Below are 26,307 nucleotides of genomic sequence, written 5' to 3' on the forward strand. Positions count from 1 at the left end.
CGACAGCCACGTGTCCCGACGGCCCGCCCCTCGCGTGCCCAGCGGTCGGCCCGATCTCGGGATCAGCGACGCGGGTGCCCCTGCTCCGGATCACCTTCGGGGGTCTGCCATCCGTCGCCGCGCTGGGCGGGGTCGGCCGTACCGTGCGGCATCTGCGCCGGGTCTTGCACCGGCGTGGAGATCTGCCGCCGGGCGGAGCGTCGGCTGCCGACGAAGAACGCGACCAGGAGCCCCACGACGATCACGACTCCCGCCACGATCAGCCACAGGGCGCCGGTGGAGGACGCGGCCAGAGTGGTTTCTGCTGCATTGATCATGCGGTCCGGGTACCCCTACCGGAGGGGAATCATCACGTACGGCGGTCACGGCACCCGTCTGGCCGACCTGGGCCCGTCCGAGGAAGGAGCGGCGCCGTCCCGGCCGCTGCGGGGGGGGTTCCGCGAAGGAATGGCACCTGCCGGGCCGGACTCAGCTCAGCGCGAGTCTGCCCAAGGCACACCGGTGCCGGGCCTGTCAGGCGATACGCGCTACAGGCACTCGCTCCGACAGGTCGAGGCCAACTCGACCGCGCGACGGCATCGTTTCGCCAGTTCACTCTCCGAGAGCTGCGGCGGCGGTGCGTCTTGCCCATCATCGGGCGCCGGATCGTGGCATCGCCGGTGGCGAGCGAGTTCTGCAATCCCGCGCCAGGCAGCGGGAGTTCGGCAAACACACGCAGACTCTCGCTCCGCCAGGCCCGACCGGAAGACCCTATGCGCCCCACGCTTCGGGGCAGGGCCTGCCTCAAGGTCCGGCTCATGAGGCTTGTGGCAAGATCGCGGCATGCTTCGACTCACAGACTTCATCATCGACTGCCCGGACACGATGAAGCTGGCGGCCTTCTACTCCGAGGTGACGGGAATCCCCGTCAAGGAGGACAGTAACGAGAACTGGGCCGGTATCCAGCTCGGCCAGATCGAACTGGCCTTCATCCAGGTGGATGACTACCGCGCCCCGCGGTGGCCGGACAGCGAACACCCCAAGCAGTTCCACCTCGACTTCGAGGTCGATGCCATGGAGGCCGAACACAGCCGCGTCCTGGCCCTCGGCGCGACCCTGCAGCGGGACTGCACCGACCCCGACGGCTACGGCTTCCGGGTCTACACCGACCCCATCGGCCACCCCTTCTGCCTCTGCCGCAACAAGGGAGTCATCTGGACCGATCAGGGGCCTGTCTGGACGAAGCGCGACTAATGGTGCTTTGTTAGGTTCTGGGTCTGATTCTGCTGGTTTCCGCGGGGGGCGGCCGCAGGTGGTGCAGGTGCCGGTCCAGCACCTCAGCGGGTCCTGGATTGCGTCGAGGGTCGGGTAGAGGCTCGGGCCGGTGCCGTGACTTTTGGGTCGAGCCAGGGGGTCTGCGCGGGCAGGACAACCGTTCCACCGGTTGCGGCCGCCGGCTGCTTCCTGAGCGGCGGCCAGGGGCTGCTTGCCCGCGGGCCTCGCCGTCAGGACGGTGCATCGTGAGGTCATCGGGCCTCCCGCCGTGCAGCAATCGACGCCGGCGGGGCGGCCCTCACAGCAGTCGTCGAGGGACGTCGACACCCCTGGCCCCGCTTCACCTGCCCGGAGTGCGGCAGCACCTGGTACTCCGCGGACACCCCGTTCGGGAAGGCGCAGTCATCCTCCGCGACGCCGATGGAAGGTGGTGGCTGCGCGACCTCCTGGGTCCCGGGCCGTCAGCGGCCGGGGGCGGAGCCCTGGGTGTTCTTCGGGGGGACGTACGGCTTGCCCTGGGGCGCCGTGCTGGTCGACTGCTGGGCGACACCCGGTGCGGGGTTCATCGACGCGAATTGCGCCACTTGGGCCCGGCCCTTCTCCCCGCGGACCCGTGTGGCGTCCCCGATCAGGGCATCCATACCCTCGATGAACTGTGCCCGGTACTTGTTCTTGAGATCGGTCAGATCGGTGCGGTTGGCCGGCCGGGCGCCCGGTTCGAGCTCTGCGGGGCCGAGCCGCGGGCTACCGTCGGGGCTGACGCTGGGTGACTGCTTGAACGGCTGCGCCGCGTCGATGACATGGGCGAAGTCGATGAGCTTGGCGTCCACCACCTGCTCACCCTCCCTCGTGCCGGTGACCGAGAACACGCTGGAGGCGATGAAGCCGATGTCGGAGTTGTGCGCCGCGGTCCTGATGTCCTGCATCTTGGTGATCAGCTGGTCCCAGACCGCTGGATCCTCCGAGAACTTGCTCAGGATCTTCTGTGACTGTATGCCGGTGATCAGTCGGCTGTCGCCCGCGTCGGTGCCGCCGACCGCACGCCAGCCGCGGAACGTCGAGCCGGTGGCCGGGTCTACGCCGATGGCGAACTTCAGGGCCTTGGTCCCGGCCGCCCACTTGCCCTTGTCGTGCTGTTCGAGGTTCTCGCGGTAGCTCGTGGTCGACTTCCCGATCTTGGTGTCGAGGGTCTTCGAGTTGTCCAGGCCCGAGGTGATGTTCTCGATGTAGATGTTCTGGCGGTCGTCCAGGCCGTCGAGCTGCGCCGGGGACAGACTGTCACCCAGCTTGGCGCGAACCTCGTCCGCCGTGTACGACGCTGGGACGACCGGCGTGAAGTGCGGGTAGGCGGCCGCGCGTACCCGTTCGTAGAACTCGTTCTCCACGGAGCCCTGCGGGGCTCCCTTCTGCAGAATCTCGCCGTTCGGCCCGAGCGGTGTGATGCCGCCGTGCCCGCCCTGGTTGACGTTCCGCTCCGGCGACGGTGACGTGGACCGCCGGCCTTCTCGAAGGGCGCTGCGCTCCGCCTCGTCGTCGGAGGCATACGAGATCTCGTTCGTGGTGTCAACGGGTGTTGCCATGCGTGTCTCCTGCTCTCATCGAGTGCGCCCGACGAGCGCCTTCGAAGAGGGACAACGGCCATGGGGAGGAACACGGTTCAATGCCCGGCGATTCGGGGACGGGCCGGGATGCGCCGAATCGGGGTGGGCCGAACCGGGAGGACCGTTCTGCATGGGGTGCGTTTATGGTTGCACTGGATCTGTGATTTCGCTTGGCAGTGCGCTTAGTTGAGGGCTGAACGCACGCTCGGCGCACTGGGGAGGGAATGGCCAAGGCACCGGTGCTCGTCGGACGTGATGGTCTGCTGGCGGGAGAGCCCATCCTGACCGTCGACACCCGGGTCACGTTCGGGCGCAACGCGGGGAACACGGTCGTCATCGCCAGCCTGAGCGTCTCCCGGTTCCACGCGGAGATCGTCCTCGTCTAGGCAGCGGGGTAATTCTGCTGCCAGACAGCTCCACCACATCGGAGGTCTTCGTCATGTTCAAGGCGCACCGAGTGTCAACAACGCTCGTGCTCAATACACCTACGGCGTGTGTCGCAAAGGCTCTGGATTCGCTGACGTGACTGGGCGCGGGCGGAGTTATCGATATGTCGGACCGATCGAGCTGAAGGGTGCGGTCCGGCCTGGTGCCGGCGGGCGTTGCATCGGTTCCGCGGGTGACTTCCGTAGCTGGATCGTGGAACAGTCAGCGGCGGAACTGGCCGAACCCTTCACCTTCGTGGTCGATATGGATGGTGTGCTTCGGCTGGCGCCGCGGCGAAGCGAGCACGTGGCCTGTGCCGGCGGAGACCTGGTGCTGAGTGCCGGTGAGATCAGCTTCATGCGCGAGGCAGATCGGTGGACCGTGAGCGAGGTCAGCAACCAGTCCACCGGCTACTGCCCGGACGTCACCTCTTGGGCGGAGGTGGCCCGCGCTCTGGACGCGGTCGAGCTCCGGCGGCCCTCCCGTTTCACCCACGCGGTGGTGTTCCGGCGATGCCCGGACTGCCAGGAGCACAACATCGTCCGCGAGGACGACTTCGTCTGCGTCTTCTGCGGCAGCGATCTGCCGGCGGTACGGAACGTGGATCCCACTGAGTGATAACCAAGGGGCAGATCCGTAGGCCGTGCATTAGATGTCGGTGACCTTGCGGGGCGGCTGCCCGGGAAAACTGGGTCCGGCTATCCAGGGCATGAGAACGCGGCTGCTCAACCAGGTCACAACCACTCGGCGATCGCGGCGATCACGACGCCGGCTTCGAAGCGGAGCGCGAGGCTGCCCAACCGAGTGGCCGATCGGTGTACTTGACCGGTCTGCGAGCGTTCGTGGTCACCGCACTGACCGTCGGAGAGCCGCGCCTACTTTCGCACCCGGAAGCGGAGCATCGTGATGGCGCCCGACTGGGTGTTGTCGAAGGGCTCCAGGTCGATCCTGTCGAGGCTCGGGGGTGAGAAGCGGACGCCGTCGCCCAGGAGCACCGGTACGACATACACGAGGATCTCGTCGACGAGCCCGCTCTGCAGGCACTGAGCCGCCACGTCGGCACCGAGGATCTCCAGGTTCTTGCCGCCGGCGGCGCCGCGTGCCGTGGCAACGGCTTCCTCAAGTCCACAGGTGAGGAATGTGACGGTGGGGTCCGGCTCGTCGGGAGGCCGGTGCGTGAGGACGAACTGTGCTCCCCCGTCGTAAGCGGCGCCCTCGTGGGTCATTCGCTTGGCGACTTCGTACGTGCCCCGCCCGACGAGCATGGCACCCGTGGCCGCCATGACCTCCGGGAACGCGTCCGCAGGCAGGTACTCGGCAACCCAGTCCATCGCGTTGCCACGACCGGCGATGAAGCCGTCCAGCGACATCGCCCTGTTCACGACCACTTTGCCGGTGCCGGCACTCACATCGCTCATGCGTCTGCTCCATGGATCTTGGAGGCCCGAGACCGAATCGGAGGCCGGCCGGTGGGAAGGTGCCAGCGTATCCGCGGTGGCGCAGCACGAACAGCCGACGCTCGGATGAGCCGGCCGCGCATCGACGGCACCATGCGGATTCGCCACCCACCACCTGCCGCTGGAAGACGCGCCCGAGGCTTACGCCACCTTCCAGGCGAAGCAGGATGGCATGATCAAGACACTCTTGCGTCCCTGAGCCGTCGGCAGGCACTGAAGCCGGGGCCGCCGCAGCACCGGCCTGTCGGGCGCGCACGGCCCATCCCTTCTCCATCAAGGAAGGGATGGGCGAACAGCGAGGGGTACCCGGCACGGTGCGCAGCGCGAGGGGCAGTGGTGCCGGCTCCCGCGCGCTTTCCCGCGGCGGCGAAGACTCCTCAGACGCCCCGTGCACGCTTGTACTCGTCGCGGGCTTCACGCCAGTTCCGTCCGGCTCGTCGGGCACGGTCCGTGTACCAGTCGCGGAACTTCCATGCGGCCACGACGACGGGTGCCGTGATGAGACCGAGGAGCGGAGAGTCGCTCCAGTCCTGGTCTTTGCCGAAGTGCAGATACAGCGTGCCTCCCACGAATGCGAGAAGGAACAGCAGCAGGAACTTCACCGGCCTCGAAAGACTCATACCGTTCCGGATACCGCGATCCGGCGCCGCGTCAGCTTCCACCGAGGACCCGCGGCACCGTGCCACCCGATCAGACCGCTTCAACGCCGCGTGACGGGTACACAGGCGCTGCATAGGAGTTGGGGTCGTGCGCCGCGTTCCGACCCACCCTATTTCCGCAGCACCTCGGCGATCGTTGCCCGGTACGTTCGCAGCGCTTCGAGACTGGCGGCATAGCGATCACGGTGCCTGGCGATGTCCGCGCTCTGCCCCCGCGCCCGGGCGTCGTGCCAGACCTCGGCCGTATGGTGGTGCCGTTTGCAGGTGACGTCCGCCGCGGCGGTCGCTCGCTCCTGCGGTGCGTGTCGGGTGTTGCCGTCACTGCCACGTCGCCAGGCGGTGTCCGAGTACGCGGCCACAGGGTCGGGATAGCGCGTGAATCCTTGTTCTGCCACGCACCGGGACCACAGCCTCCACGCAGCGCGCAGGCGTGGATCACGCTTGACCACTTTGTCTACCTCGACCGCCCGCCTACTGGCGAAGAGCCAGTCCCGCTTGACGTCGATGCCGCGCATCAGCCGCTCGTCCGCCTCGGCGTTACATGCGGGGAAGTCCGCATACTCGGCGTTCGTCATCCTGCGGCCCTTCGGCTGCGGCGACACAGCGGTTGCCGGATCCCAGCCGTAGCCCCAGCGACGAGCCGCATCGAGATCCAGAACTCCGTAGTCGGTGGCGACCGCGGTGGCGACCAGGGGATCACTGGGGTAGCGAGGATCGAGCGGGAAGTCCGGGTGGCCGCGTTGCACCATGCATTGGCGGACCAGCAAAGCCGTTGCGCGCTTTGATTGCCGGTAATCCTGCGGCGTGTAGTCGTAGCGGTCGCCCGGGAGGGGGCCGAGGTCCGACGCCGTACGGATGACGCCAGGACCTCCTGCACCGGAGACGCAGATCGCCGTAAGCATCAACGCGGCACCCAGCCGCCACCCCCGCATGGTCATGATCATGGATGCTAGCGACGGGCACGTAACTGCCCATCATCGGCCCCCACTTCAGCGAGCCGACGGTAGGGCTCACGCGCGTCACCCGACCTTCGGATCCCTCAGCACCGCGTAACGCCATCCCGTGACTTGAGCGGAATACGCCGAGCGGAAATCATCGAGTACGCGTCCGCTCCCTGCGGAACGCCTCTTGCGACACGGCACGTTCACGGTTTTCCGCGTTCTCCCGACCGCCGTAGCACCGACCGAGGTGGAGTCATGTCTGCTGTCCAGCACACTTCGCTGCCATTGACGGCGGCCCAGAGTGGGGTCTGGTTCGCCCATCAGCTGAACCCGAATTCCCCCGTCTACAACGTCGGGGAATTCGTGGAGATCCACGGCCCGGTCGATGCGGGGCTCTTCGAGACGGCCCTGGACCAAGTGGTGCGCGAGGCCGGGACGTTGCACATCCGGCCGACCGAGGACGCGGACGGACCGCGCCAGGTGCTCGGCGACCCGGCCGCGCCCCGACTGCGTACGATCGACGTCACCGGCGAACCCGATCCGGAGGCCGCGGCGCACGCGTACATCTCCGGGCAGATGGCCCGGCCGGTCGACCTGGCGGACGGCGAGCTGTACTCGTACGCACTGATTCGGCTGGGCGACGACCGGTACTTCTGGCACCAGCGCTACCACCACGTGGTCGTCGACGCGTTCGGGGCCGCCGCCCTGACAGCGCGGGTCGCGCGGGTCTACACCGCTCTGGCCGCCGGGGAGAGCACGAGCGAGGGGGCCTTCCTCCCGCTGGAGACGCTGCTGGAGGACGAGGCCGCGTACCGCGCCTCGGAGCAGTACGCGAAGGACCGCGCCCACTGGGGCGAGCGGTTCGCCCGCCGGCCCGAGGAGACCGCGACGTTCGCGGGGTCGGGCCGGGCCGCCCCGCCGTCGGACACCTTCCTGCGACGCACCGCGACCCTCTCCCCCGACGTGCTCGACGGCCTCCGGTCCACCGCCCGGGCATCCCGCACCACCTGGTCGGCGATGATCGTCGCGGCGGTCGCCGCCCATCTCCACCGTGTCACCGGAATACGTGACATCACGCTCGGAATTCCGGTCAGCGCGCGGCACGGAGCGAACGCCCGGAAGATACCGGGAATGGTGTCGAACGAACTCCCGTTGCGCGTCCATGTTTCCCCGGACACGACGGTCGGGGAACTCGTACGGAATGTCGCCGTGGAACTCAGGAATCTGCTGCGGCATCAACGCTATCCGTATGGAGACCTGCGCCGGGATCTGCGACTGCTGGACGAGGGGCGCCATCTTTTCGGCCCGATGGTCAACATCATGCCGTTCGATTTCGACGTCACGTTCGCCGGACATCCGATCACCGTTCACAACGTGTCGAACGGTCCGGTCGGCGACCTGTCGCTCGCCGTCTACGAACGCTCCGACGGCAGCGGTCTGCAGTTCTCCTTCGACGCGAACCCCGCGCTCTACGAGTCCGGCGAACTGGCCCTGATCCAGGAGCGGTTCATCGCTCTCCTGACGGCGATGGCCTCGGCCGACGCCGGTCTGCCGCTGGGCCGGCTGGACACCCTCACCCCGCCCGAGATCGACGCCGCCCTGGCCGTGGCAGGTGCGCCGGCCCGTCCGGTCGGCCCGGCCACCGTCACCGACGTGTTCGCCGCCCAGGCGGCCCGTACCCCCGACGCCACCGCCTTGGTCGATCCGGGCCGCTCCATGACGTTCCGTCAACTCAACGCACAGGCCAATCAGTTGGCGCATCTGCTGACCGGACTCGGCGCGGGGCCGGAACGGTGCGTCGCGCTCGCCCTGCCCCGCTCCGCCGACACGGTCGTCGCCATGCTCGGTGTGCTGAAGGCCGGCGCGGCCTACGTGCCGATCGACCCCGATCATCCGGCCGAACGTACCGCACAGGTCCTCGCGGAGGCGGACCCGGTCCTCGTCCTGACCACGGCAGCCCTCGCCGACAGTCTGCCCCCGGCGCACGCCACCCGGGTGCTGCTCCTGGAGGATGCCGGGCTCGGTCTCCCGGGGCTGCCCGACAGCGACCCGGCCGACGCCGACCGCACCGGACCGCTGCTGCCCGCCCATCTCGCGTACGTCATCTACACCTCCGGCTCCACCGGTCGCCCCAAGGGTGTCGCCGTCGAGCACCACAGCCTGAGCAACCTCTACGAGCATCACCGGCGCGTCTTCATCGAGCCGGCCGTGGCCGAGGGGGGCGGGGAACAGTTCCGGGTGGCGCTGACCAACGCGTTCGTCTTCGACGCCTCCTGGACGGCCCTGCTCTGGCTGGTCGCCGGGCACGAACTGCACGTCATCGACGACGCGACGCGCAGGGACGCCGGAGCGCTCGCCGCCTATGCCGACCGGCACGCCGTCGACCTCCTCGACACCACCCCCACGCACGCCCGCCAGCTGCTCTCCGCCGGGCTGCTCGACGGAGGGCACCGGCCCCGGGTCCTGGTCCTCGGCGGCGAGGCCGTCCCCGACGACCTGTGGGCCGAACTGCGGGCCACCCCGGGTCTGACCGCCCGCAACGTGTACGGGCCGACCGAGTGCACCGTCGACTCGATGTACTGCGATCTGCGGGTCGCGGACGCCCCGGTGATCGGCCGCACCGTCGACAACCTGCGCGCCTACGTCCTCGACAGCGCGCTGCGCCCGGTCGCGGAGGGAGCGACCGGCGAACTCTTCCTGGCGGGTGCCGGGGTGGCCCGGGGCTATCTCGGCCGGGCCGCGCTCACCGCGGAACGGTTCGTCGCCGACCCCTTCGGCGCACCGGGCGAGCGCATGTACCGCACCGGCGACCTGGCCCGTCGCGGACCGGACGGGCTCCTGCGCTATGCGGGACGTGCCGACACGCAGGTCAAGCTGCGCGGGTTCCGGATCGAGACGGGTGAGATCGAGTCGGTGCTCGCCACGCATCCGGCCGTCGCCCAGTGCGGTGTCGTGGTGCGCGAGGACGGCTCGGCGGTCCGCCGGCTGATCGCCTACGTCGTCACGGCACCGGGCCACCTCGCTCCGGAGGCGGGCGAGTTGAGGGAACACCTCGGTGCGGCCCTGCCGGAGTACATGGTCCCGGCGGCCTTCGTCGCGCTGGACGCGCTGCCCCTGACCCACAACGGCAAGCTCGACCGGAACGCCCTGCCCGCGCCGGAGATCACGGCGGCCGCCGACAGTCGGGCCCCGCGCACCTCCGTCGAGAAGACCCTGTGCGCTCTGTACGCCGAGCTTCTCGGCGCGGAGAGCGTCGGCATCGACGACAGCTTCTTCGCCCTGGGCGGCGACTCCCCGCTGGCGGTGCGTCTCGCGGCACGGGCTCGGGAGGCCTCCGTGATCGTGCGGCCCCGGGACGTGTTCCAGCTCAAGACCGTCGCCGCCCTCGCCGAGGTCGCTCGCATCGCGGAGCCCACCGAGCAGCGCCCCCTCCGCGCCGAGCACCCTCTGCCGGACCTGGACCTCGCCGACACCGCGGCCCTCATCGCCGCCCATCCCGGCCACAGCGACGTGCTGCCACTCACCCCGCTCCAGGAGGGCATGCTCTTCCACGCCCAGTACGACAGCGACGGCGACAGCAACTCCGACGGCGACGGCGGCACGCGGGGCTCGTCCGTCGACCCGTACGTCGCGCAGTCCACGCACGAGCTGTCGGGTCCCCTGCGGACGGAGCTGCTGCGGGCCGCCTGTGACACCGTTCTGAGTCATCACTCCTGTCTGCGGGCCGCCTTCACCCGCACCGCGTCCGGCCGGGCCGTGCAGGTGATCACCGACGCGTCCGCCGCGCCCTGGGACGAGCGCGATCTGACCGGCCTACCCGAGGACGTCCAACAGCAGCGCATTGAGGCCGAGTTGGCGTCCGACCGTGCCCGCCCCTTCGCCATGGCGGACGCTCCCCTCGTCAGGTTCCTGCTGGTGCGGCTGTCCGCCGAGCGGCACGTCCTCGTCTTCACCGGTCACCACATCGTCCTGGACGGCGCGTCGCTCGCCCTGGTGATGGACGACCTCCTCGGCGTCTACGAGGCGTTGTGCGGCGGATCGCTCGCCGCCGGGCTCGCGGTGGCCGACACGACGTCGGGTGTCACGCTCAGGGACTACGCGGCCTGGCTCGCCGCACAGGACACGCCGGCGGCGACGGAGGCGTGGACCACAGCCCTGGCGGGTGTCGACGAACCGACGCTTCTGGTGCCGGACGCCGGGCCCGACCGGCCCCCGGTCCTCCCCGAGGAAGTCCGGGTGACGCTCGACCCGGCCCGCACCGCGGCCGTGGCCACGGCCGCCCGGTCCCGCTCCCTGACGCTGAACAGCGTCGTCCAGACAGCCTGGGCGGTGACGCTGGCCCAGCTCACCGGCCGTGACGACGTGCTCTTCGGGACGACCGTCTCGGTGCGCCCCGCCGACCTGCCGGGCGCGGACGAGCTGGCAGGTCTGTTCATCAACACCGTGCCGGTACGGGTGCGGCTGGATCCGGCGGAACCGCTGGAGAGCCTGTCGGCGCGCGTCCAGGACGAGCAGGCGGCCCTGTCGGCGCATCATCACCTGGGCCTCGCCGACATCCGCAGGTCAACGGGTCTCGACCGGCTCTTCGACACGTCCACGGTCTTCGAGAACCACTCCGGCACCACCGGAGCCCTCGCCGGCACCACGGCCTCGGGCCTGACCGTCACGCCGACCGGCGGCTACGGCGCCACCCACTACGCGCTGACCTTGATCGCCGAACCCGGTGCGGAGCTGACCCTGCGGCTCGCCCACCGGCCCGACCTCGTGGACCGCAGCCAGGCCCTGGCCGTCGCCGAGCGGGTCGCCCGCTTCCTCGACGCTTTCGCGTCGGCACCCGACGCCTCCCTCGCCACCGTGCACCTGCTCTCGGCGCCGGAACGGGCGCGTGTCCTCGTGGAGTTCAACGCCGCCGACGCCCCTTCCTCCGACTCCTCACTCCCCCGGCGGATCGCCGAGCAGGTGGCGCGCACTCCGGGCGCCGTGGCCCTCACGGGCTGCGGCGGCACACTGGCCTACGCCGAACTCGAGGACCGTAGCGCCCGGTTGGCGCATCGGCTGCTGGCACTGGGTGTGCGGCCCGAGGAGCCGGTGGCCGTTCTCCAGGAACGCTCGCCCGAGTTGATCGTCACCCTGCTGGCCGTGCTCAAGGCGGGCGGCGCCTACATGCCGCTCGACCCGCGCTCCCCCGCCGACCGGCTGCGCGCCATGACGAAGGGTTCGGAGGCCCGGATCCTGCTGACCGACCGTGCCTCCCACGAGGCCGCGCAGGCCCTGGACCCCGAGCAGCTTCTCGTCGTGGACGAACCGCTCCCCGACCTCACCTCCCCGGTCGGCCCGCTGCCCGACGTCCGGCCCGACCAGCTCGCGTACGTCCTGTTCACGTCCGGATCGACGGGCGAGCCGAAGGGTGTCGGAGTCACCCACCGCGCGGTTCTCGACCTGGGCGGCGACAGCGCGTTCGCCTCAGCGGCGCACCGGTCGGTGCTCCAGCACTCCACCCAGGCCTTCGACGCGGCGACGTACGAGATGTGGGTGCCGCTGCTGAGCGGCGGGCAGGTCGTCCTCGCGCCGCCTGCCGAGTTGGACGGTCCCGCGCTGGAGAAGCTGGTGGCCGAGCACGGTGTGACCGCCGTGTGGCTGACGGCCGGCTTGTTCCACCTCCTCGCCGAGGAGTCGCCGCAGTCGTTCTCCGGGTTGCGGGAGGTGTGGGCGGGCGGCGACGTCGTCCCCGGCCAGGCTGTCCGCAGGGTCATGGCCGCCTGCCCGGGACTGACCGTCGTGGACGGCTACGGCCCGACCGAGACCACCGTCTTCGCGGCCCGGCACCGCATGCGCCCCGGGGACGAGATCCCGGGCACCGTCCCGGTCGGGCGCCCCCTGGACGGCATGCGCGCGTACGTCCTCGACAGCGCGCTGCGTCCGGTGCCCGTCGGTGTCGCGGGTGAACTGCACCTGTCCGGAGCGGGACTTGCGCGCGGGTATCTGAACCGGGCGCGGGCCACGGCCGAGCGTTTCGTCGCCGACCCGTACGGCGCGCCCGGCGAGCGCATGTACCGCACCGGCGACCTGGTCCGCTGGACCGGCGAGGGCGAGTTGGTGTTCCTCGGCCGAGCCGACGACCAGATCAAGATCCGCGGGTTCCGCGTCGAGCCCGGTGAGATCGAGGCCGCGCTGGTCCGGCATCCGGCGGTGGCCCAGTGCTGCGTCCTCGCCCGGGAGGACAGTCCCGGCCTCAAACGGCTTGCCGCCTACGTCGTACCGCCCGCCGGGAGCGAGTCGCCCACCGCCGCCGAACTCCGTGCCCATCTGGCTCCGTTGCTGGCCGACTACCAGGTGCCGGCCGCGTTCGTGCCGCTGGCCGCGCTCCCGCTGACCCGTAACGGCAAGATCGACCGACGGGCTCTGCCCGTACCGGAGTTCACCGCGGCCGGTGACGGACGTCTGCCCGCCACTCCTCGGGAGGAACTGCTGTGCGCCCTTTTCGGAGAGGTCCTCGGCATCGAGGGGGTCGGCCCCGACGACAGCTTCTTCGCCCTCGGGGGCGACTCGATCGTGTCCGTCCGGCTGGTCGCCCGGGCCCGCCGGGCGGGACTCGCCCTGACCGCCCGTGACGTCTTCACCCTCCACACCCCGGCCGCCCTCGCTGAGACGGCGTCCGACCTGGGACCGGAGTCCACCGAGGGGGCCGGGGAGCCGGACCTGCCCTTGATGACCCTGCCCGACCTCGAACTCGACGAGCTGGTGGCCGAATGGGAGTCCGCCCAGTGAACGCGACACCGACCACGACCCGGCCGCCCGCCGCCGGCAAGCGACCCGACCTCGACATCCTGCCGCTGACGCCCCTCCAGGAGGGCATGCTCTTCCACGCGCTCTACGACAGCGAGGGCAGCGACGTGTACACCGTCCAGACCTCGCTGGAGCTGTCCGGGCCGCTCGACACCACCGCGCTGCGGACGGCGTGCGGCGCCCTGCTGGACCGGCATCCCGCGCTGCGGGCCGGATTCCTCCAGCGCGGCAGCGGCCAGGCGGTCCAGATCGTGCCGCGTACCGTCGACGCACCGTGGGCCGAGGACGATCTGAGCGGCCTCCCGGAGGCGGAACAGGGGCCGGCGCTCGACCGGATCACGGCCGAGGACCGGGAGCAACGCTTCAACCTGGCGGCCCCGCCCCTCGTACGGTTCCGCCTGCTGCGCATGACCTCCGAGCGCCATGTTCTGCTGCTGACGAATCATCACATTCTTTTGGACGGGTGGTCGTTGCCGCTGGTCCTGCGTGATCTGTTCGAGCTGTACGAGCGGTTCGCGCGAGGGGACGACGCTGCGGGTCTGGCTCCGGCGCCCTCCTTCCGCCGCCACCTCGCCTGGCTGGCCGGCCAGGACGTGACGGCCGCGGAGGGCGCCTGGCGGGCCGCGCTGGACGACCTGGACGAGCCCACGCTGGTGACGCCGGGCGGGACGCCGCACCGGGCGGTCTTCCCGGCCCGGATGGTGACCCACCTGCCGGAGGAACTGACCGCGCAGTTGGGCCGGTTCTCTCGGGCCCGGGGACTCACGGTCAACACGCTCGTCCAGGTGGCCTGGGCCCTGCTGCTGGCCCGCGTCACCGGCCGGCAGGACGTCGTGTTCGGGGCGACCGTCGCGGGACGGCCCCCGGAGGTGCCCGGCGTCGAGGAGACGGTGGGCCTGTTCATCAACACCGTTCCGGTGCGGGTGCGTCTCGACGCGGCCGAACCGCTGGAACGGCTTCTGGCCCGCGTCCAGGAGGAGCAGTCCGCGCTGCTCGCCCACCACCACCTCGGCCTCGCCGCCGTCCAGCGGCTGGCCGGACTCGGGGATCTCTTCGACACCGCCGTGGTGTTCGAGAACGCGCCGTTCGACGACGCGTCCGTGAACCGGACCTTCGGCGGACTGCGCGTGTCGATCCTGGAGGACACGGCCACCACGGGCACGATGCACTACCCGCTCAGCCTGGTCGCCGTTCCCGGACACCGGCTACGCCTGGATCTGAGCCACCGTGACGACGTCTTCGACCGTCCGACGGTCGAGGGACTGGCCCGGGGTCTCGAACGCCTCCTCGGAGCGCTGGTGGCCACCCCCGAACTGCCCTGCGGCCGGGTCGACGCACTGGACGCGAGCGAACACGCGGGGCTCGTGGCATCCGGGACGGGGCCCACCGTCTCCCTTCCCGCCACCACGCTGCCGGAGCTGTTCGCCGAGCAGGCCGCTCGCACGCCGGAGGCGACCGCCGTGGTCTTCGAGGGCGAGACGCTCACGTACGCCGAACTCGACACCAGGGCAACCCGGTTGGCCCACGCGCTGCGGGCCCGTGGCGCGGGCCCCGGGCGGGTCGTCGCGGTCACCCTGCCGCGCTCTCTGGACCTGATCGTCACGCTGTACGCCGTGCACAAGGCGGGCGCGGCCTACCTGCCGGTCGACCCGGACTATCCCGAGGACCGGGTGCGGTACATGCTCGACGACGCGGCCCCGGCACTCGTCGTCACCCCCGACGTCCACGACGCCCTGATCGAGGAAGCAGAGAAGGCCGAGGCCACGGGAGCCGAAAGGCAACTGCCGCGGGTGACACCCGGCTCCCCCGCCTACATGATCTACACGTCGGGTTCCACCGGCCGGCCGAAGGGTGTGCTCGTCCCGCACGAGGGGATCGTCAACCGCCTGCTGTGGATGCAGTCCGCGTACGGCCTGACGGCAACCGACCGGGTCCTCCAGAAGACCCCGTCCAGCTTCGACGTGTCGGTGTGGGAGTTCTTCTGGCCGCTGATCACCGGGGCCACGCTGGTCGTGGCCCGGCCCGAGGGCCACAAGGACCCGGCGTATCTCGCCGACCTGATACAGCATCAAGATGTCACCACCCTGCACTTCGTGCCGTCCATGCTGGAGTCGTTCCTGCACACACCCGGGGCGGCCCGCTGCACGAGCCTGCGCCGGGTGATCTGCAGCGGTGAGGCACTGCCCGCCGCGCTCGCCGACCGCTTCCACACCCTCTTCACCGGCTCGGGCACCGAACTGCACAACCTGTACGGGCCCACCGAGGCCTCCGTCGACGTCACCCACCGGCGCAGCGCGCCCGGGGTACGGACGGCGTCGGTGCCCATCGGCCGGCCCGTCGACAACACCCGTGTGTACGTCCTCGACGCGGGGCTGCGGCCCGCACACCCGGGCGCCCCCGGCGAGTTGTACCTGGCGGGCATCCAGCTCGCCCACGGCTACCACGGGCGCCCCGAGTTGACGGCCGAACGCTTCGTCGCCGACCCGTTCGGGCCGCCAGGGTCACGGATGTACCGCACGGGCGACATCGTGCGCTGGACCGAGGACGGTGAACTGCTCTATCTGCGGCGCGCCGACGACCAGGTCAAGATCCGCGGCTTCCGCATCGAGCTCGGCGAGATCGAGTCCGTGCTGGCCGGCCACCCGGCCGTGCAGTCCCCGGCGGTCGTGGTCCGGGAGGACCAGCCGGGCGTGAAGCGCCTGGTGGCGTACGTCGTGCCCGCGGACTCGGGACGCTCGGAGCACCCCGCGGACTGCGACGATGCCGAGCTGCGGGCCCACTGCGCCGCACGGCTCCCCGAGCACATGGTGCCGCAGGCGTTCGTCCCGCTGGAGCGGCTGCCCCTGTCGCTCAGCGGGAAGCTGGACCGTAAGGGGCTGCCCGCGCCCGCGTTCACCGCCGCCGGCGGGCGTGAGCCCGAGGGCCCGGTGGAGGACCTGCTCTGTGGGCTCTTCGCCGAGGTGCTCGGTGTGCCGGGGGTCGGTCCGGACGACGGCTTCTTCGAGCTGGGCGGCGACTCGATCCTGTCCATCCAACTCGTCGCCCGGGCCCGCAAGGCAGGCGTGGTGATCACCCCGAGAGACGTGTTCACGCATCGGACGGTGGCCGCCCTCGCACTCGTCGCCGCCCCGGCGGAGACCGCACCGGCCGCCGAGGGCGACGACGCGGGCACCGGTCCGGTGCTCCCTGCTCCGATCACGCACTGGCTGCGCGAACAGGGCGGCCCCGTCTCGGGCTTCCACCAGTCGATGGTCGTACAGGTGCCGGCCGCGCTGCGCGAGGAGGACCTGGTCGCCGCGCTCCAGGCGGTCATCGACCGGCACGACGCACTGCGCCTGCGGCTGGGCAGCGACAACGACCGCTGGACGTTGGAGGTTTCGGCCCGTGGGGACGTGCGAGCCGCCGACTGCCTCACGCGCCACCCCGTCGGCAGAGCCGACGACCTTCGGGACGCCGTGACCGAGCAGTCGGAGGTGGCCCGGGGCACTCTGGACCCCTGGCAGGGCCGTGTGCTGCGGGCTGTCTGGTTCGACCGCGGTGAAACGGAACCGGGCCGACTGCTCCTGATGGTGCATCACCTCGCCGTGGACGGCGTCTCCTGGCGCATCCTGCTGCCCGACCTCACGGCGGCCTGGCAGGCCGCGGCCGACGGCACCTCCCCTGACGCCGCACTCGACCCGGTGCCGACCTCGCTGCGCACGTGGTCTCAGCGGCTGTCCGAAGCGGCCCACGACCCGGCGCGCATCGCCGAACTCCCCCTGTGGAAAGCCGTGTCGGAACCCGACGACCCGCCCGTCTCCGACCGCCCCCTCGACTCGACCCGCGACATCTATGCCACCCGCCAGGATCTGACGCTGACGCTCCCCGCCGAACAGACGGGCGCCCTGCTGACAGCCGTGCCCGAGGCCTTTCACGCCGGCGTCGACGACATCCTGCTCACGGCGCTCGCGTTGGCCGTGGCGCACTGGCGCGATCCGGCGGCGAGCACGTCAGTCCTTGTCGACCTGGAGGGCCACGGCCGTGAGGAACTCACCCCCGGCGTCGACCTCTCCCGCACGGTGGGCTGGTTCACCAGCCTGTATCCCGTGCGCCTGGACGCCGGGCCCACGGACTGGGCGGACGTGTGGGCAGGCGGTCCGCAGCTCGGGCGCGCGGTGAAGAGCGTCAAGGAACAGCTGCGTGCCCTGCCGGACCACGGGATCGGATACGGCCTCCTGCGCCACCTCAACGCCGATACAGGCCCACTCCTCGCGGCGCTCCGCACTCCCCAGATCGGCTTCAACTATCTGGGCCGGTTCGGGGCCGGGCAGTCGGCCGACTGGGAGACGGCCGGCGAGACCGACGCCGTGACGGCACCGGCCGACCCGGCGATGCCGCTGCCGCACGCGGTGGACCTCAACGCCGCGACCGAGGACCGCCCCGACGGACCCCGTCTGGTCGCCAACTGGTCATGGCCATCCGGCCTGTTCGACCAGGACCGAATACGCGAACTCGCCGACACCTGGTTCCGGGCCCTGCACGCGCTCGTCACCCATGCGAGCACCGACAGCTCGGGCGGGCACACGCCCTCCGACCTCGGAGTCGTGGCCATCACCGGTGAGCGACTGGGCCAGGACGAACTCGACGCGCTCGAAGCACGGTGGTCGCGTCAGACCCTGACCGACGTCCTGCCTCTGTCCCCGCTCCAGGAAGGGCTGTTGTTCCACGCCCTGTACGACGAGGACATGGTCGACGTCTACAACGTCCAGCTCTCCCTCGGATTCGACGGACCGCTCTCCCCGTCCGCCCTGCGCGCAGCCTGCCAGGACCTGGTCGACCGGCACGCCCCGCTGCGCACGACCTTCGGCACCCTGTCCTCCGGCACCCCGGTCCAGACCGTGTTGAGGGACGTCGAGGCGTCCTGGACCGAGCACGACCTGAGCTGGCTGGACGAGGAGGCGCGGCGGATCCGCCGTACGGAGATCCTGTCCGCGGACAGGCTGCGCCGGCTTCGCGTGGACGCACCCTCCCTCGCCCGGTTCACGCTCATCCGGGAGACGGACGATCACCACACGCTCTTGCTGACGGTGCATCACATCCTGTTGGACGGCTGGTCGATGCCGATCCTGCTGCGCGACCTCTTCGCCCTCTACGCGGCACGCGAGAGCCGCGCCGACCGTCTGCCGAGGCCCCTGCCCGGGCCCCCCGTCCGGGACCACCTCGCGTGGCACGCCCGCCAGGACCAGGACACCGCCGAGAAGGCGTGGCGGGAGGCGCTCGGCGGGCTCGACGGACCCACGCTCCTGGCGCCGGAAGCCGCGCGGGCGGGCACACCACTGTTGCCCGAACGGATCACCGCGGAGCTGACCGAGCCGGAGACGGCAGCACTGACCGAGCTGGCCCGGGCCGGCGGCCTCACCCTCAACACCGTCATGCAGGGGGCCTGGGCGCAGGTCCTTGCCGAGGCGACCGGGCGGCACGACGTCGTCTTCGGCGCCACGGTCGCCCTCCGTCCCGCCGAGCTGCCCGGTGTGGAGAACGGCGTCGGACTCCTCATCACGACCGTGCCGGTGCGCGTACGGGTGGGCAAGGAGGACGGGGAGTCACCGGCCGCGTTCCTGACCCGCCTCCAGGACGAGCAGTCCGCTCTCGCGCCCCATCATCATCTCGGCCTGCCCCGCCTCCAGGAACTGGCGGGCCACGGAACGCTCTTCGACACCTCGACCGTCTTCGAGAACTACCCCGTCGACTCCGGCGAGATCAGGGCGGGACGCACCCGCGTCTCCGGTCTCGAAGGCCGCGACGCCTACCACTTCCCGATGAGCCTCATGGGCGTGCCCGGCGAGCGTCTCTACCTCCAACTGAGCTACCGGCCCGACCTGTTCGACCGTGGCACCGCCGAGCGCACCATGGCCCGGCTGCGTGAGGTACTCGCCACGTTCACGGGCCGGCCCGATCCCGGTCAGGAGGGTCCCGTGGAAGCCGTACAGACCCTGTTCGCCGAGATCCTCGACGTCGAACGCGTGGGTCCCGACGACGACTTCTTCGCGCTCGGCGGCAACTCCCTGCGGGCACTGCGCCTCGCGGCACGTCTGCGCGCCCTCGCTCGCTCACCACGCCTCGCGGTACGAGCGGTGTTCGATCGACCCACACCACGGGCTCTGGCACGTCACCTGCGCTGACCGGGCGGACCGGCGCTGTTCATCGTGGCCACCGGCCTGTGGCTGCTCCGGGAGGCTCACGGGCGGCCCGCCCGCCCCCGCCTCCCGACCTGACCGGCCTACCGCCGACGGCCACCCCCTCCCATACACCTCCCACCCGACCACGGCCTCACCCTCGTACGCCAACTCCGCCTCAGGCGTGCCCTGGCGACCCCGTGAGCCCGTGCGGCCTCTGCCACCACCTCACCTGACCACCCCACTTCCCCACATCACCGGAACCGGCGAACACCCTTCCGGCAGACACACGACGACAGCCAAGGAGACACCCAGCATGAACAGCCCCTTCGACAACCAGGACGGCACCTTCCTCGTCCTCGTCAACGACGAGAACCAGCACTCCCTGTGGCCCGCGTTCGCGGAGGTTCCGGCCGGCTGGACGGTCGCCCACACCGAGGGCACGCGCCAGGACTGCCTCGACTACATCGGCGAGCACTGGACCGACCTGCGTCCCCGGAGCCTGGTCGAGGCCATGGCAGCCGACGCCGCCACCGCGCGGTGAGCGCCCCGCTCACGGTTCTGGCCACGGCCTTCCTCGCCCGGACAAGTCAGCTCGGCCTCTTCTCGGCGGAGACGCTCATCCTCCTCGACCGGAACGTCGCCACCGACCGCATCGGGCTGGTGATGACGGCCGCCGCGGCGGGCGGAGCCCTGGCACAACTCGCCGTGAGCCGCTGGGGCCACAGTTGCCGCACGACTCGGATCACCCTCCTGGGCACGCTCCTCCAGAGCGTCGGCTGTCTGGCGTTCGCCCTCCTCACGCCGTGGTGGAGCCTGGCCGCGGCCGATTTCCTGGTCATGGCGGGCGGCGCGCTGACCGGCACCGGCCTGCGCGCCGCCCTCGCCACCGACCGGTCCGACCTTCCCACCCCCTCCGCGGGACGCTCCGAAGCGCGTTCCGCAGAGGGGGAGGCGGAGCGGACGAGTCGCCTGGAACGCGCCTACGGTCGCTTGACGGCGGCCCAGATGCTCGGCGCGCTGACCGGCCCGCTCGGCGCGGGCGCCGCGCTGCTGCACGGCAGCGGCGGCGCGGCCTGGTACGCCACGGCCGTAGGCGTCGCGGCCATGGCGGTGGCGGGATCGGCGGTGCGACGGGAGAGGGCTTCAGCGTCCACCCGCCCGGGGCCCACCCGCCCGGACTCGCCGCCTCTCCTCCGTACCGGGCTCGGCCGGGCACGGCTGTCCGCCCGGTCGAGCCAGGGGGCACGCGTGCGGACCGGGCCGAACTCAGCGCCCGATGCTCCCGGTGCATTGTTCGGGCTGGTCTGGCCGGCGCTGGTGCTGCTGTTCGGGATCACCGCCCTGTACGGCGGCTACTCCGTCGTCTGGGCCGTATACCTGCGCGGACTCGGCGCGGCGGACTCCGTCGTGGCCTGGTCGATGGCGTGCCTGGCGCTCCCGGCACTCCTGCTGTCACCCCGGGCGGGCTCCCTGCTGCGCCGGGTCCCCCGGACGACGCTGATCCGCTGCGCCGCGCTTCTCCTCGGTGCGTCGGCATGTCTCTACCCGCTCGTCGACGTGACCGGCGTGGCGGTCGCCCTGTCGCTCGCGGAGGGTTTCCTGCTCGCCGTCGCGCTGCCGCTGATCTCCGCGAAGGTGGCGCGCGACGCGGGTCCGGAGCATACGGCCAGAGCCTTCGGCGCCCTCGGTGCGGCGGATGCGCTCGGCAGCGGTCTGGGGACGGCGGTCGCCGGTGTGCTGCTCGCCCAGGGCGGTGCCGGCCTCGCCTTCCGCTTCAGCGGTGCCCTCTGCCTGGTGTGCACCGCGCTCTCCCTGGTCCCGATGCCGGCCGCGCCCACCGGCTCCTCATCGCCCTCCCCTTCACTCCCCACCTCGCCCTCGACCTCCTCCTCACCCCCGGTTTCCACCCTCCTCACATCGATCTCGCCTCTCCCCAACTCCCCTTCAGAAAGTGGCAGGTCCAGACATGTACCACGGCATACCCCTCGAATACGGGCTCTCCGCCGCTGAGACGGAACAGATCCAGGAAGCGCTGGCCCGCTTCCGCGAGGGGGCACTGTCCCCCGCACACCCCGCCTTCTACGACGAGCACTGGGACGCCGCACTCCACCTCCCGACCGGACTGCGCACCTTCCTGGAACAGTTCCGCCGCACCGAGCCGGCCGCGGCCCTGGTCATCCACGGGTTCCCGGTCGACGACGAGGCCGTCGGCCCCACGCCGGCCCACTGGGAGGACGTACCCGTCCAGGGAGCCGTCCTCGACCAGGAGCTCTTCCTCGCCATGGTCGGCACCGCCCTCGGTGACCCGTTCACCTTCTCGACCCTCCAGTTGGGCCGCGTGACGCAGAACCTGCTGCCGATCCGCGGTGACGAGCTGCGCCAGAGCGGGCACGGCAGCGAGTGCCTGCTGGAGTTCCACACCGAGGACGGCTTCCACCCCGGCCGTTGCGACTACCTCCTGCTGTTCGGCATGCGCAACCACGAACGGGTGCCGACCATCGTCTCCTCGGTACGCGACGTCAAGATCAGCGACGAGACAGCGGACCTGCTCCGCTCACCCCGCTTCCTGATCCGCCCCGACGACGAACACGTACGCCAGCTCCAGGCGCGCCACCCCGACCATCCCGCTCTCGCCCGCATGCTGCGGATGCAGAGCGACCCCGAACCCGTGGCGGTGCTCTCGGGCGAGCACGACCGCCCGTATCTGCGCATCGACTACCCCTTCATGACCTGCGCCGGCGAGGACTCCACCGCCCAGGAGGCCCTGGACGAGCTGATGGAGGAGCTGGAGCGGGTGCAGCTCGACGTCGTCGTGGAGCAGGGCAGCCTCGCGGTCGTGGACAACTACGTCGCCGTGCACGGACGCAGGGCGTTCCGCGCGACGCACGACGGTACGGACCGCTGGCTCAAGCGCATGATCGTCAGCCGTGACCTGCGCAAGACGACCCCGCACGCCTCGCCCGGAAGCGCGCGCATCCTCTTCTGAAACGCGCCCGGTACGCCTCCCCCACCATCCCCTCAGGAAAGGGACATCCAGAGATGCGCACCATTGTCGTCACCGGCGGCTCCAGCGGTATCGGCCGGGCCACCGTCGAACGCTTCGCCCACGCGGGCGACCGCGTCGTCAACCTCGACATCGTTGAACCGGAGCGTGATCAGGACGAGTTGGTCACATGGGTCCGCTGCGACGTGGCGGACTGGCAGGCGGTGGACAACACCCTCACCCAGATCCACCGGGATCACGGATCGCTGGACGTGGTCATCGCCAACGCGGGCATCAGCGTCCGTCACGGTGTCCTCGACATCAGCGAGAAGGACGCCCGGCGGATCGTCGACGTCAACCTGCTGGGCACGCTCGGCCTGTGGCGCACCGCGGCCCGCCTCATGGCGGAGCAGGACACCGGGGTGCTTCTCGCGACCGCGTCGGTCAACGGTCGGCGCGGATACCCCAACTACGCGGACTACAACGCGACCAAGGCGGGGGTCATCGCCCTCACCCAGACGTTCGCCCTGGAACTCAGCCCCCGTGTACGGGTCGCCTGCGTGAGTCCGGGCGCCGTGCTCACGCCGATGCAACTCGCCGAGTACACGGGCGAGATGCTGGCCGACGTCAACGCCCGTATCCCGGCCGGGAGGCACGCCGACCCCGCCGAGATCGCGTCGGCCTTCTTCTACCTCGCCTCACCGGACGCCGCGTTCCTGACGGGCCAGGAGCTGGTCATCGACGGCGGCGAGACGGCCGGCGCGACGACCGCCGAATGGGGCACCGCTGAACGGCGTATCGCTGAGGCCTGACCGCCGACGCACCACCGGTCGCCGCCCGGCTCCGGAGCCGGGCGGCGACCGCCCCCGCACCCCCGTCCACCCGCTGCACTGACCCTCACCAGGAGAAGAAGAGGCCACCATGACCGCGATCACCGACGGGCCCCTGGCTGGGCCCTCACCCGGCGGCACCGACACGGTCGCGCCCGACACGTTCCGCGAGGCGATGACCCGATTCGCCGCCAGTGTCACGGTGGTGACGGCCTACGACGCCGACCGGCCGGTCGGCTGCACAGCGACCGCCGTGTTCTCCCTGACCGACCGCCCGCCCACCATGGTGGTGTCCCTGGCGTCGACGAGCGGCACACTCCGCCACATCACCGCGGCGGGCCTCTTCGCCGTGAACGTCCTGCCGTGGCGGCTGCGCGCTCTGGCCGACCGGTTCGCGCGGCTTCCCTCCGGGCAACGGTTCGAAGGAGTCGAGCACACAGCCCAGTTCGGGGCACCGCTGCTCACCGGCGCAGTGGCCGGCCTGGTGTGCCGCGTCACCCGGCTCCTACCATTGGCGGACCACACGCTGGTCGTGGGTGAGGTGCTGCACGCGCAAACCGAGAACGATGAGGACCCGTTGGTGCACTACGCCCGCCGCCAGACCCGCCCGGAGGCCTGAATGCACTCGACGTCCCGGCACCCCACTCCCCCGAACGGCACGCCCACGCCTGCGCCGGGCCCCGGTCGCTGGCTGCGCCGCTACGGCCCACCGCCGACCACGGGCGAGGCTGAGGCCACCCTCGTCTGCCTGCCCCACGCGGGTGGCGCACCGACGTTCTTTCGCGACTGGCCGGCGCTCCTCACCCCTGCCCTCGACGTAGTTGCGGTCTGCTACCCGGGACGGCAGGACCGCTTCGACGAACCGTGCATCACCGATATGACGGTGATGGCCGGTGAGGTCGCCGCCGCAGTGGCCCCGCTGGCCCACCGCGGGCCTCTTGCACTGTTCGGGCACAGCATGGGTGCCGCCGTGGCGTACGAGGCGGCGCGGCTGCTGCAGTCCCGCCACGGGGTCCGGCCAGCGCACCTGTTCGTCTCGGGCCTGGTGCCCCCGCACCGGATACTTCCCGGCACTCGGCACCTCAAGAGCGACGCTGCCCTCGCGGCCGACCTCCTCGAACAGGGCGGTACTGACGCCCAGGTGCTGGCCGACGAGGAACTGAGGGCCCTGGTGATGCCCGCGGTCCGTGCGGACTACCAACTGATCGAGACCTACCGACACACCCCGGCGGACGGGCCACTGGATATCCCGATCACCGCGTACTACGGGCAGGACGATGCCCGAACTCCAGCGGCCACCATGCCGGACTGGCAACTCCACACGCACGCCTCGACCGAGTCCCGCTCCTTCCCGGGCGGCCATTTCTACCTCCAGCACCACCGCAGCGACCTGACGACCGACATCCGGGAGCGCCTACTGGCATAACGGTCACGCGCACGGGTGACGACGCCACGCGTCACGAGCGCTGGACGGCTCCCGCGCAGCTGGGTGCTCGGCTTTCAACGCCGTTTGTCGATGTGCCAGCAGGCGGTCAGGCGTCAGGGTCGACTTCGGGGTGCGTGAACCGGATGGGCTTGCCCAGCGACCGGGCATAGGCGATTTCGGCTCGGGTGCTGTCTCCGATGTAGTCGCCGACCACGAGCACCTCATCAGCGAGCCGGATCTTCGCCCGGTGCAGATCGCCCAGTCGAACCTTCAGCGTCTCGGCCTCCAGAGGATCGGAGCTGAGTTCGTGCGACGGCTTCGTATCGCCGGCCGGTTTGACAACAATCTTTCCGGCCTTGGTCTCCCGCAGATCGGCCTCGGTCATCTCGGTCGTGAAGCGGATGGAGCCGCAGATCACGACGACAGACGGGAGGCTCAACAGCGTCTTCGCGTCGGCGAGCTTCTCCTCAGGGGTGAGCGGGTGCGGGTATGACACTGGTTCCTCCTGGTGGTGGGGCCCAAGGGGGGGTGCCTGCTGGGACGAGAACCAAGGTGTCCAGGATGCCGAAGACGCGGCACCTGAACCCCAGAAGCATGCTCTGACCTGCGAACCGACGAGCGGTACGTCTCTCCTACCCCTGGAAGGTCGCCAGGAGCCAGGTCACGGGAAGGGTGAGGATGCCGAGAGCGATGGCGCCCAGCAGGGAGGCGAGCCAGAAGAAGACGTAATTCTCGCCGTTGAGGAGGCGCCCTCGACGGGCCGAGGTGAGGAGCCAGTGGCCGGGCAGGCCGAGGGTGACGGCCGTCCAGCCGGCGAAGGTGACGTATTCGGCGGCGGCGAGCGGAGAGGGCTCAAAAGCCACGGCTCCGACGAGTCGGACGTCGCGCCGGGCGCCTGGCCGGTGGTCACCGGAGGCAGAGCGGAGCAGCATCGTCCGCGCCGCAGTCGCATCGGCGGACGAGGACTTGGAGGACGGCGTGTACTTGCCCCGGCATTGGGTGCCGGTGTCCTCCAGCCCCTCGAAGCAGCTGGCGACCACGAAGGTGCCGGTCGGCCCCGCGATGCCGGTCAGCGCGGCCAGCCGGGCGCCGAACAGTAACCAGAGCACGGCCAGGCACCCCACGAGCCACAGCACGGCAAGCCCGCCGAGCACCCGCCAGGACCACGTCCGGCCCGTCCGTTCCATACGACGCCCCCCCGCCACTGGTCATCCGTCCGAGGACGCCCTACCCGGCGGCGGCGCCACGGAACCGCACAGGTTTACGAAGAAGGGACGGCCGGACCCAGTGCCGGTCGACCCGCTTCCGGTCGGGCATAGGTAAGTCCGCCGCAGCGAAGTCTGCTCCTCGTCAGACCGACGTTTGTCGGCGTTGGTCGTCGAAGCAACCTCGGACAGCGCGCAGTCGGCCCGGCTCGGGGTGCTGGTCACAGTCACCACGTGCCTGGGTGTCGTATCGATCGGCTTCGCCGTTGGCGGCGGCGAGGAAGGGGAAGCCGTCCTGCTCCGTGGCTGACCGGGGGCTCGGCCTGAGCCGTCCCGGGCACGATCGGCGGCCGTCGAAGGGGCGTGACCTGTTCGGTGCCGGGATGGTCCCCGTCCGGGGATCGTGAGTGTCCTGGCAACATCGGCGTGGGCGGCGGCGGATTCCTCTCACGCCATGCCGTCGTTGGGGCTGCCTGGCAACGGCCGGCCGACCACGGCGAACAGCCGCGCATCGGCATCGAACTCGATGCCCGCCAATTTCGTTGAGCCCACACCTGCGATCGTGTTGGCTAGCGGCACCG

19 protein-coding genes are annotated in these 26,307 nt (G+C 70.7%); 11 read left to right on the plus strand and 8 right to left on the minus strand.

The genetic code is table 11. The features are described from left to right. Positions 1-62 precede the first annotated feature (62 nt). Positions 63-317: a DUF6479 family protein gene (locus OG406_RS04055; protein ID WP_266850391.1), complete on the minus strand. Its 255-nt coding sequence runs from the start codon at positions 315-317 to the stop codon at positions 63-65. Positions 318-822: 505 nt separating this feature from the next. Here OG406_RS04055 and OG406_RS04060 point away from each other — a divergent pair. Beyond that, entirely contained in the window at positions 823-1,233 is a 411-nt protein-coding gene (locus OG406_RS04060; protein WP_266850392.1) for a VOC family protein, read from the plus strand. 482 nt (positions 1,234-1,715) lie between these two features. Here the strand turns inward: OG406_RS04060 and OG406_RS04065 are convergent, their stop codons facing one another. Continuing rightward, a complete protein-coding gene (locus tag OG406_RS04065) occupies positions 1,716-2,834 on the minus strand; it encodes an inositol polyphosphate kinase family protein (RefSeq protein WP_329184006.1) in 1,119 nt (372 codons plus the stop codon). 245 nt (positions 2,835-3,079) lie between these two features. Between OG406_RS04065 and OG406_RS04070 the strand changes: the two genes are divergently transcribed. Continuing rightward, complete coding sequence (locus OG406_RS04070; protein ID WP_329184007.1) at positions 3,080-3,241, plus strand: FHA domain-containing protein; 162 nt, start codon at positions 3,080-3,082, stop codon at positions 3,239-3,241. Between the two features lie 136 nt (positions 3,242-3,377). After that, on the plus strand, positions 3,378-3,899 hold the full coding sequence (locus tag OG406_RS04075) for a hypothetical protein (RefSeq protein ID WP_329184009.1): 522 nt from the start codon (positions 3,378-3,380) through the stop codon (positions 3,897-3,899). Between the two features lie 257 nt (positions 3,900-4,156). Here the strand turns inward: OG406_RS04075 and OG406_RS04080 are convergent, their stop codons facing one another. The 3 genes from OG406_RS04080 to OG406_RS04090 all read right to left on the minus strand — a co-directional run bounded on the left by OG406_RS04080 (position 4,157) and on the right by OG406_RS04090 (position 6,341). Beyond that, a complete protein-coding gene (locus tag OG406_RS04080; RefSeq protein ID WP_267049517.1) occupies positions 4,157-4,699 on the minus strand; it encodes a dihydrofolate reductase family protein in 543 nt (180 codons plus the stop codon). A 416-nt stretch (positions 4,700-5,115) separates the two neighbouring features. Continuing rightward, positions 5,116-5,358, minus strand: coding sequence for a hypothetical protein (locus tag OG406_RS04085; protein WP_329184011.1), 243 nt, complete (start codon positions 5,356-5,358; stop codon positions 5,116-5,118). Positions 5,359-5,507: 149 nt separating this feature from the next. Beyond that, on the minus strand, positions 5,508-6,341 hold the full coding sequence (locus OG406_RS04090; RefSeq protein WP_329184013.1) for a hypothetical protein: 834 nt from the start codon (positions 6,339-6,341) through the stop codon (positions 5,508-5,510). A gap of 252 nt (positions 6,342-6,593) precedes the next feature. Here OG406_RS04090 and OG406_RS04095 point away from each other — a divergent pair, with 252 nt between their 5' ends. The 8 genes from OG406_RS04095 to OG406_RS04130 all read left to right on the plus strand — a co-directional run bounded on the left by OG406_RS04095 (position 6,594) and on the right by OG406_RS04130 (position 24,521). Further along, a complete protein-coding gene (locus OG406_RS04095; protein ID WP_329184014.1) occupies positions 6,594-13,106 on the plus strand; it encodes a non-ribosomal peptide synthetase in 6,513 nt (2,170 codons plus the stop codon). Next, positions 13,103-19,285 carry a non-ribosomal peptide synthetase gene (locus OG406_RS04100; RefSeq protein WP_329184015.1) on the plus strand — a complete coding sequence of 2,061 codons (6,183 nt, stop codon included), beginning with the start codon at positions 13,103-13,105 and terminating at the stop codon, positions 19,283-19,285. The genes OG406_RS04095 and OG406_RS04100 overlap by 4 nt, the downstream gene beginning before the upstream one ends. Positions 19,286-19,595: 310 nt before the next feature. Then, positions 19,596-19,823: an MbtH family protein gene (locus OG406_RS04105; RefSeq protein ID WP_164373024.1), complete on the plus strand. Its 228-nt coding sequence runs from the start codon at positions 19,596-19,598 to the stop codon at positions 19,821-19,823. After that, complete coding sequence (locus OG406_RS04110) at positions 19,820-21,292, plus strand: MFS transporter (RefSeq protein ID WP_329184018.1); 1,473 nt, start codon at positions 19,820-19,822, stop codon at positions 21,290-21,292. The genes OG406_RS04105 and OG406_RS04110 overlap by 4 nt, the downstream gene beginning before the upstream one ends. Beyond that, positions 21,234-22,268, plus strand: coding sequence for a guanitoxin biosynthesis L-enduracididine beta-hydroxylase GntD (gene gntD / locus OG406_RS04115; protein ID WP_267049511.1), 1,035 nt, complete (start codon positions 21,234-21,236; stop codon positions 22,266-22,268). The genes OG406_RS04110 and gntD overlap by 59 nt, the downstream gene beginning before the upstream one ends. Before the next feature lie 53 nt (positions 22,269-22,321). After that, positions 22,322-23,077, plus strand: a complete 756-nt coding sequence (locus OG406_RS04120; protein ID WP_267049510.1) for an SDR family NAD(P)-dependent oxidoreductase — start codon at positions 22,322-22,324, stop codon at positions 23,075-23,077. Positions 23,078-23,186: 109 nt separating this feature from the next. Further along, on the plus strand, positions 23,187-23,714 hold the full coding sequence (locus tag OG406_RS04125; protein WP_266850401.1) for a flavin reductase family protein: 528 nt from the start codon (positions 23,187-23,189) through the stop codon (positions 23,712-23,714). Next, positions 23,715-24,521 carry a thioesterase II family protein gene (locus tag OG406_RS04130; RefSeq protein WP_267049509.1) on the plus strand — a complete coding sequence of 269 codons (807 nt, stop codon included), beginning with the start codon at positions 23,715-23,717 and terminating at the stop codon, positions 24,519-24,521. A 106-nt stretch (positions 24,522-24,627) separates the two neighbouring features. Here the strand turns inward: OG406_RS04130 and OG406_RS04135 are convergent, their stop codons facing one another. From OG406_RS04135 to OG406_RS04145, 3 genes are all read right to left on the minus strand, one after another. Beyond that, positions 24,628-25,017 carry a hypothetical protein gene (locus OG406_RS04135; RefSeq protein WP_267049508.1) on the minus strand — a complete coding sequence of 130 codons (390 nt, stop codon included), beginning with the start codon at positions 25,015-25,017 and terminating at the stop codon, positions 24,628-24,630. Between the two features lie 136 nt (positions 25,018-25,153). Then, positions 25,154-25,708 (minus strand): hypothetical protein, encoded by a 555-nt coding sequence (locus tag OG406_RS04140; protein WP_329184020.1) that lies wholly within the window; start codon positions 25,706-25,708, stop codon positions 25,154-25,156. A gap of 465 nt (positions 25,709-26,173) precedes the next feature. Next, entirely contained in the window at positions 26,174-26,305 is a 132-nt protein-coding gene (locus OG406_RS04145) for a hypothetical protein (protein ID WP_329184021.1), read from the minus strand. Positions 26,306-26,307 lie beyond the last annotated feature (2 nt).

Origin of the sequence: Streptomyces sp. NBC_01428 (assembly GCF_036231965.1) — a bacterium.
GTDB lineage: Bacteria > Actinomycetota > Actinomycetes > Streptomycetales > Streptomycetaceae > Streptomyces.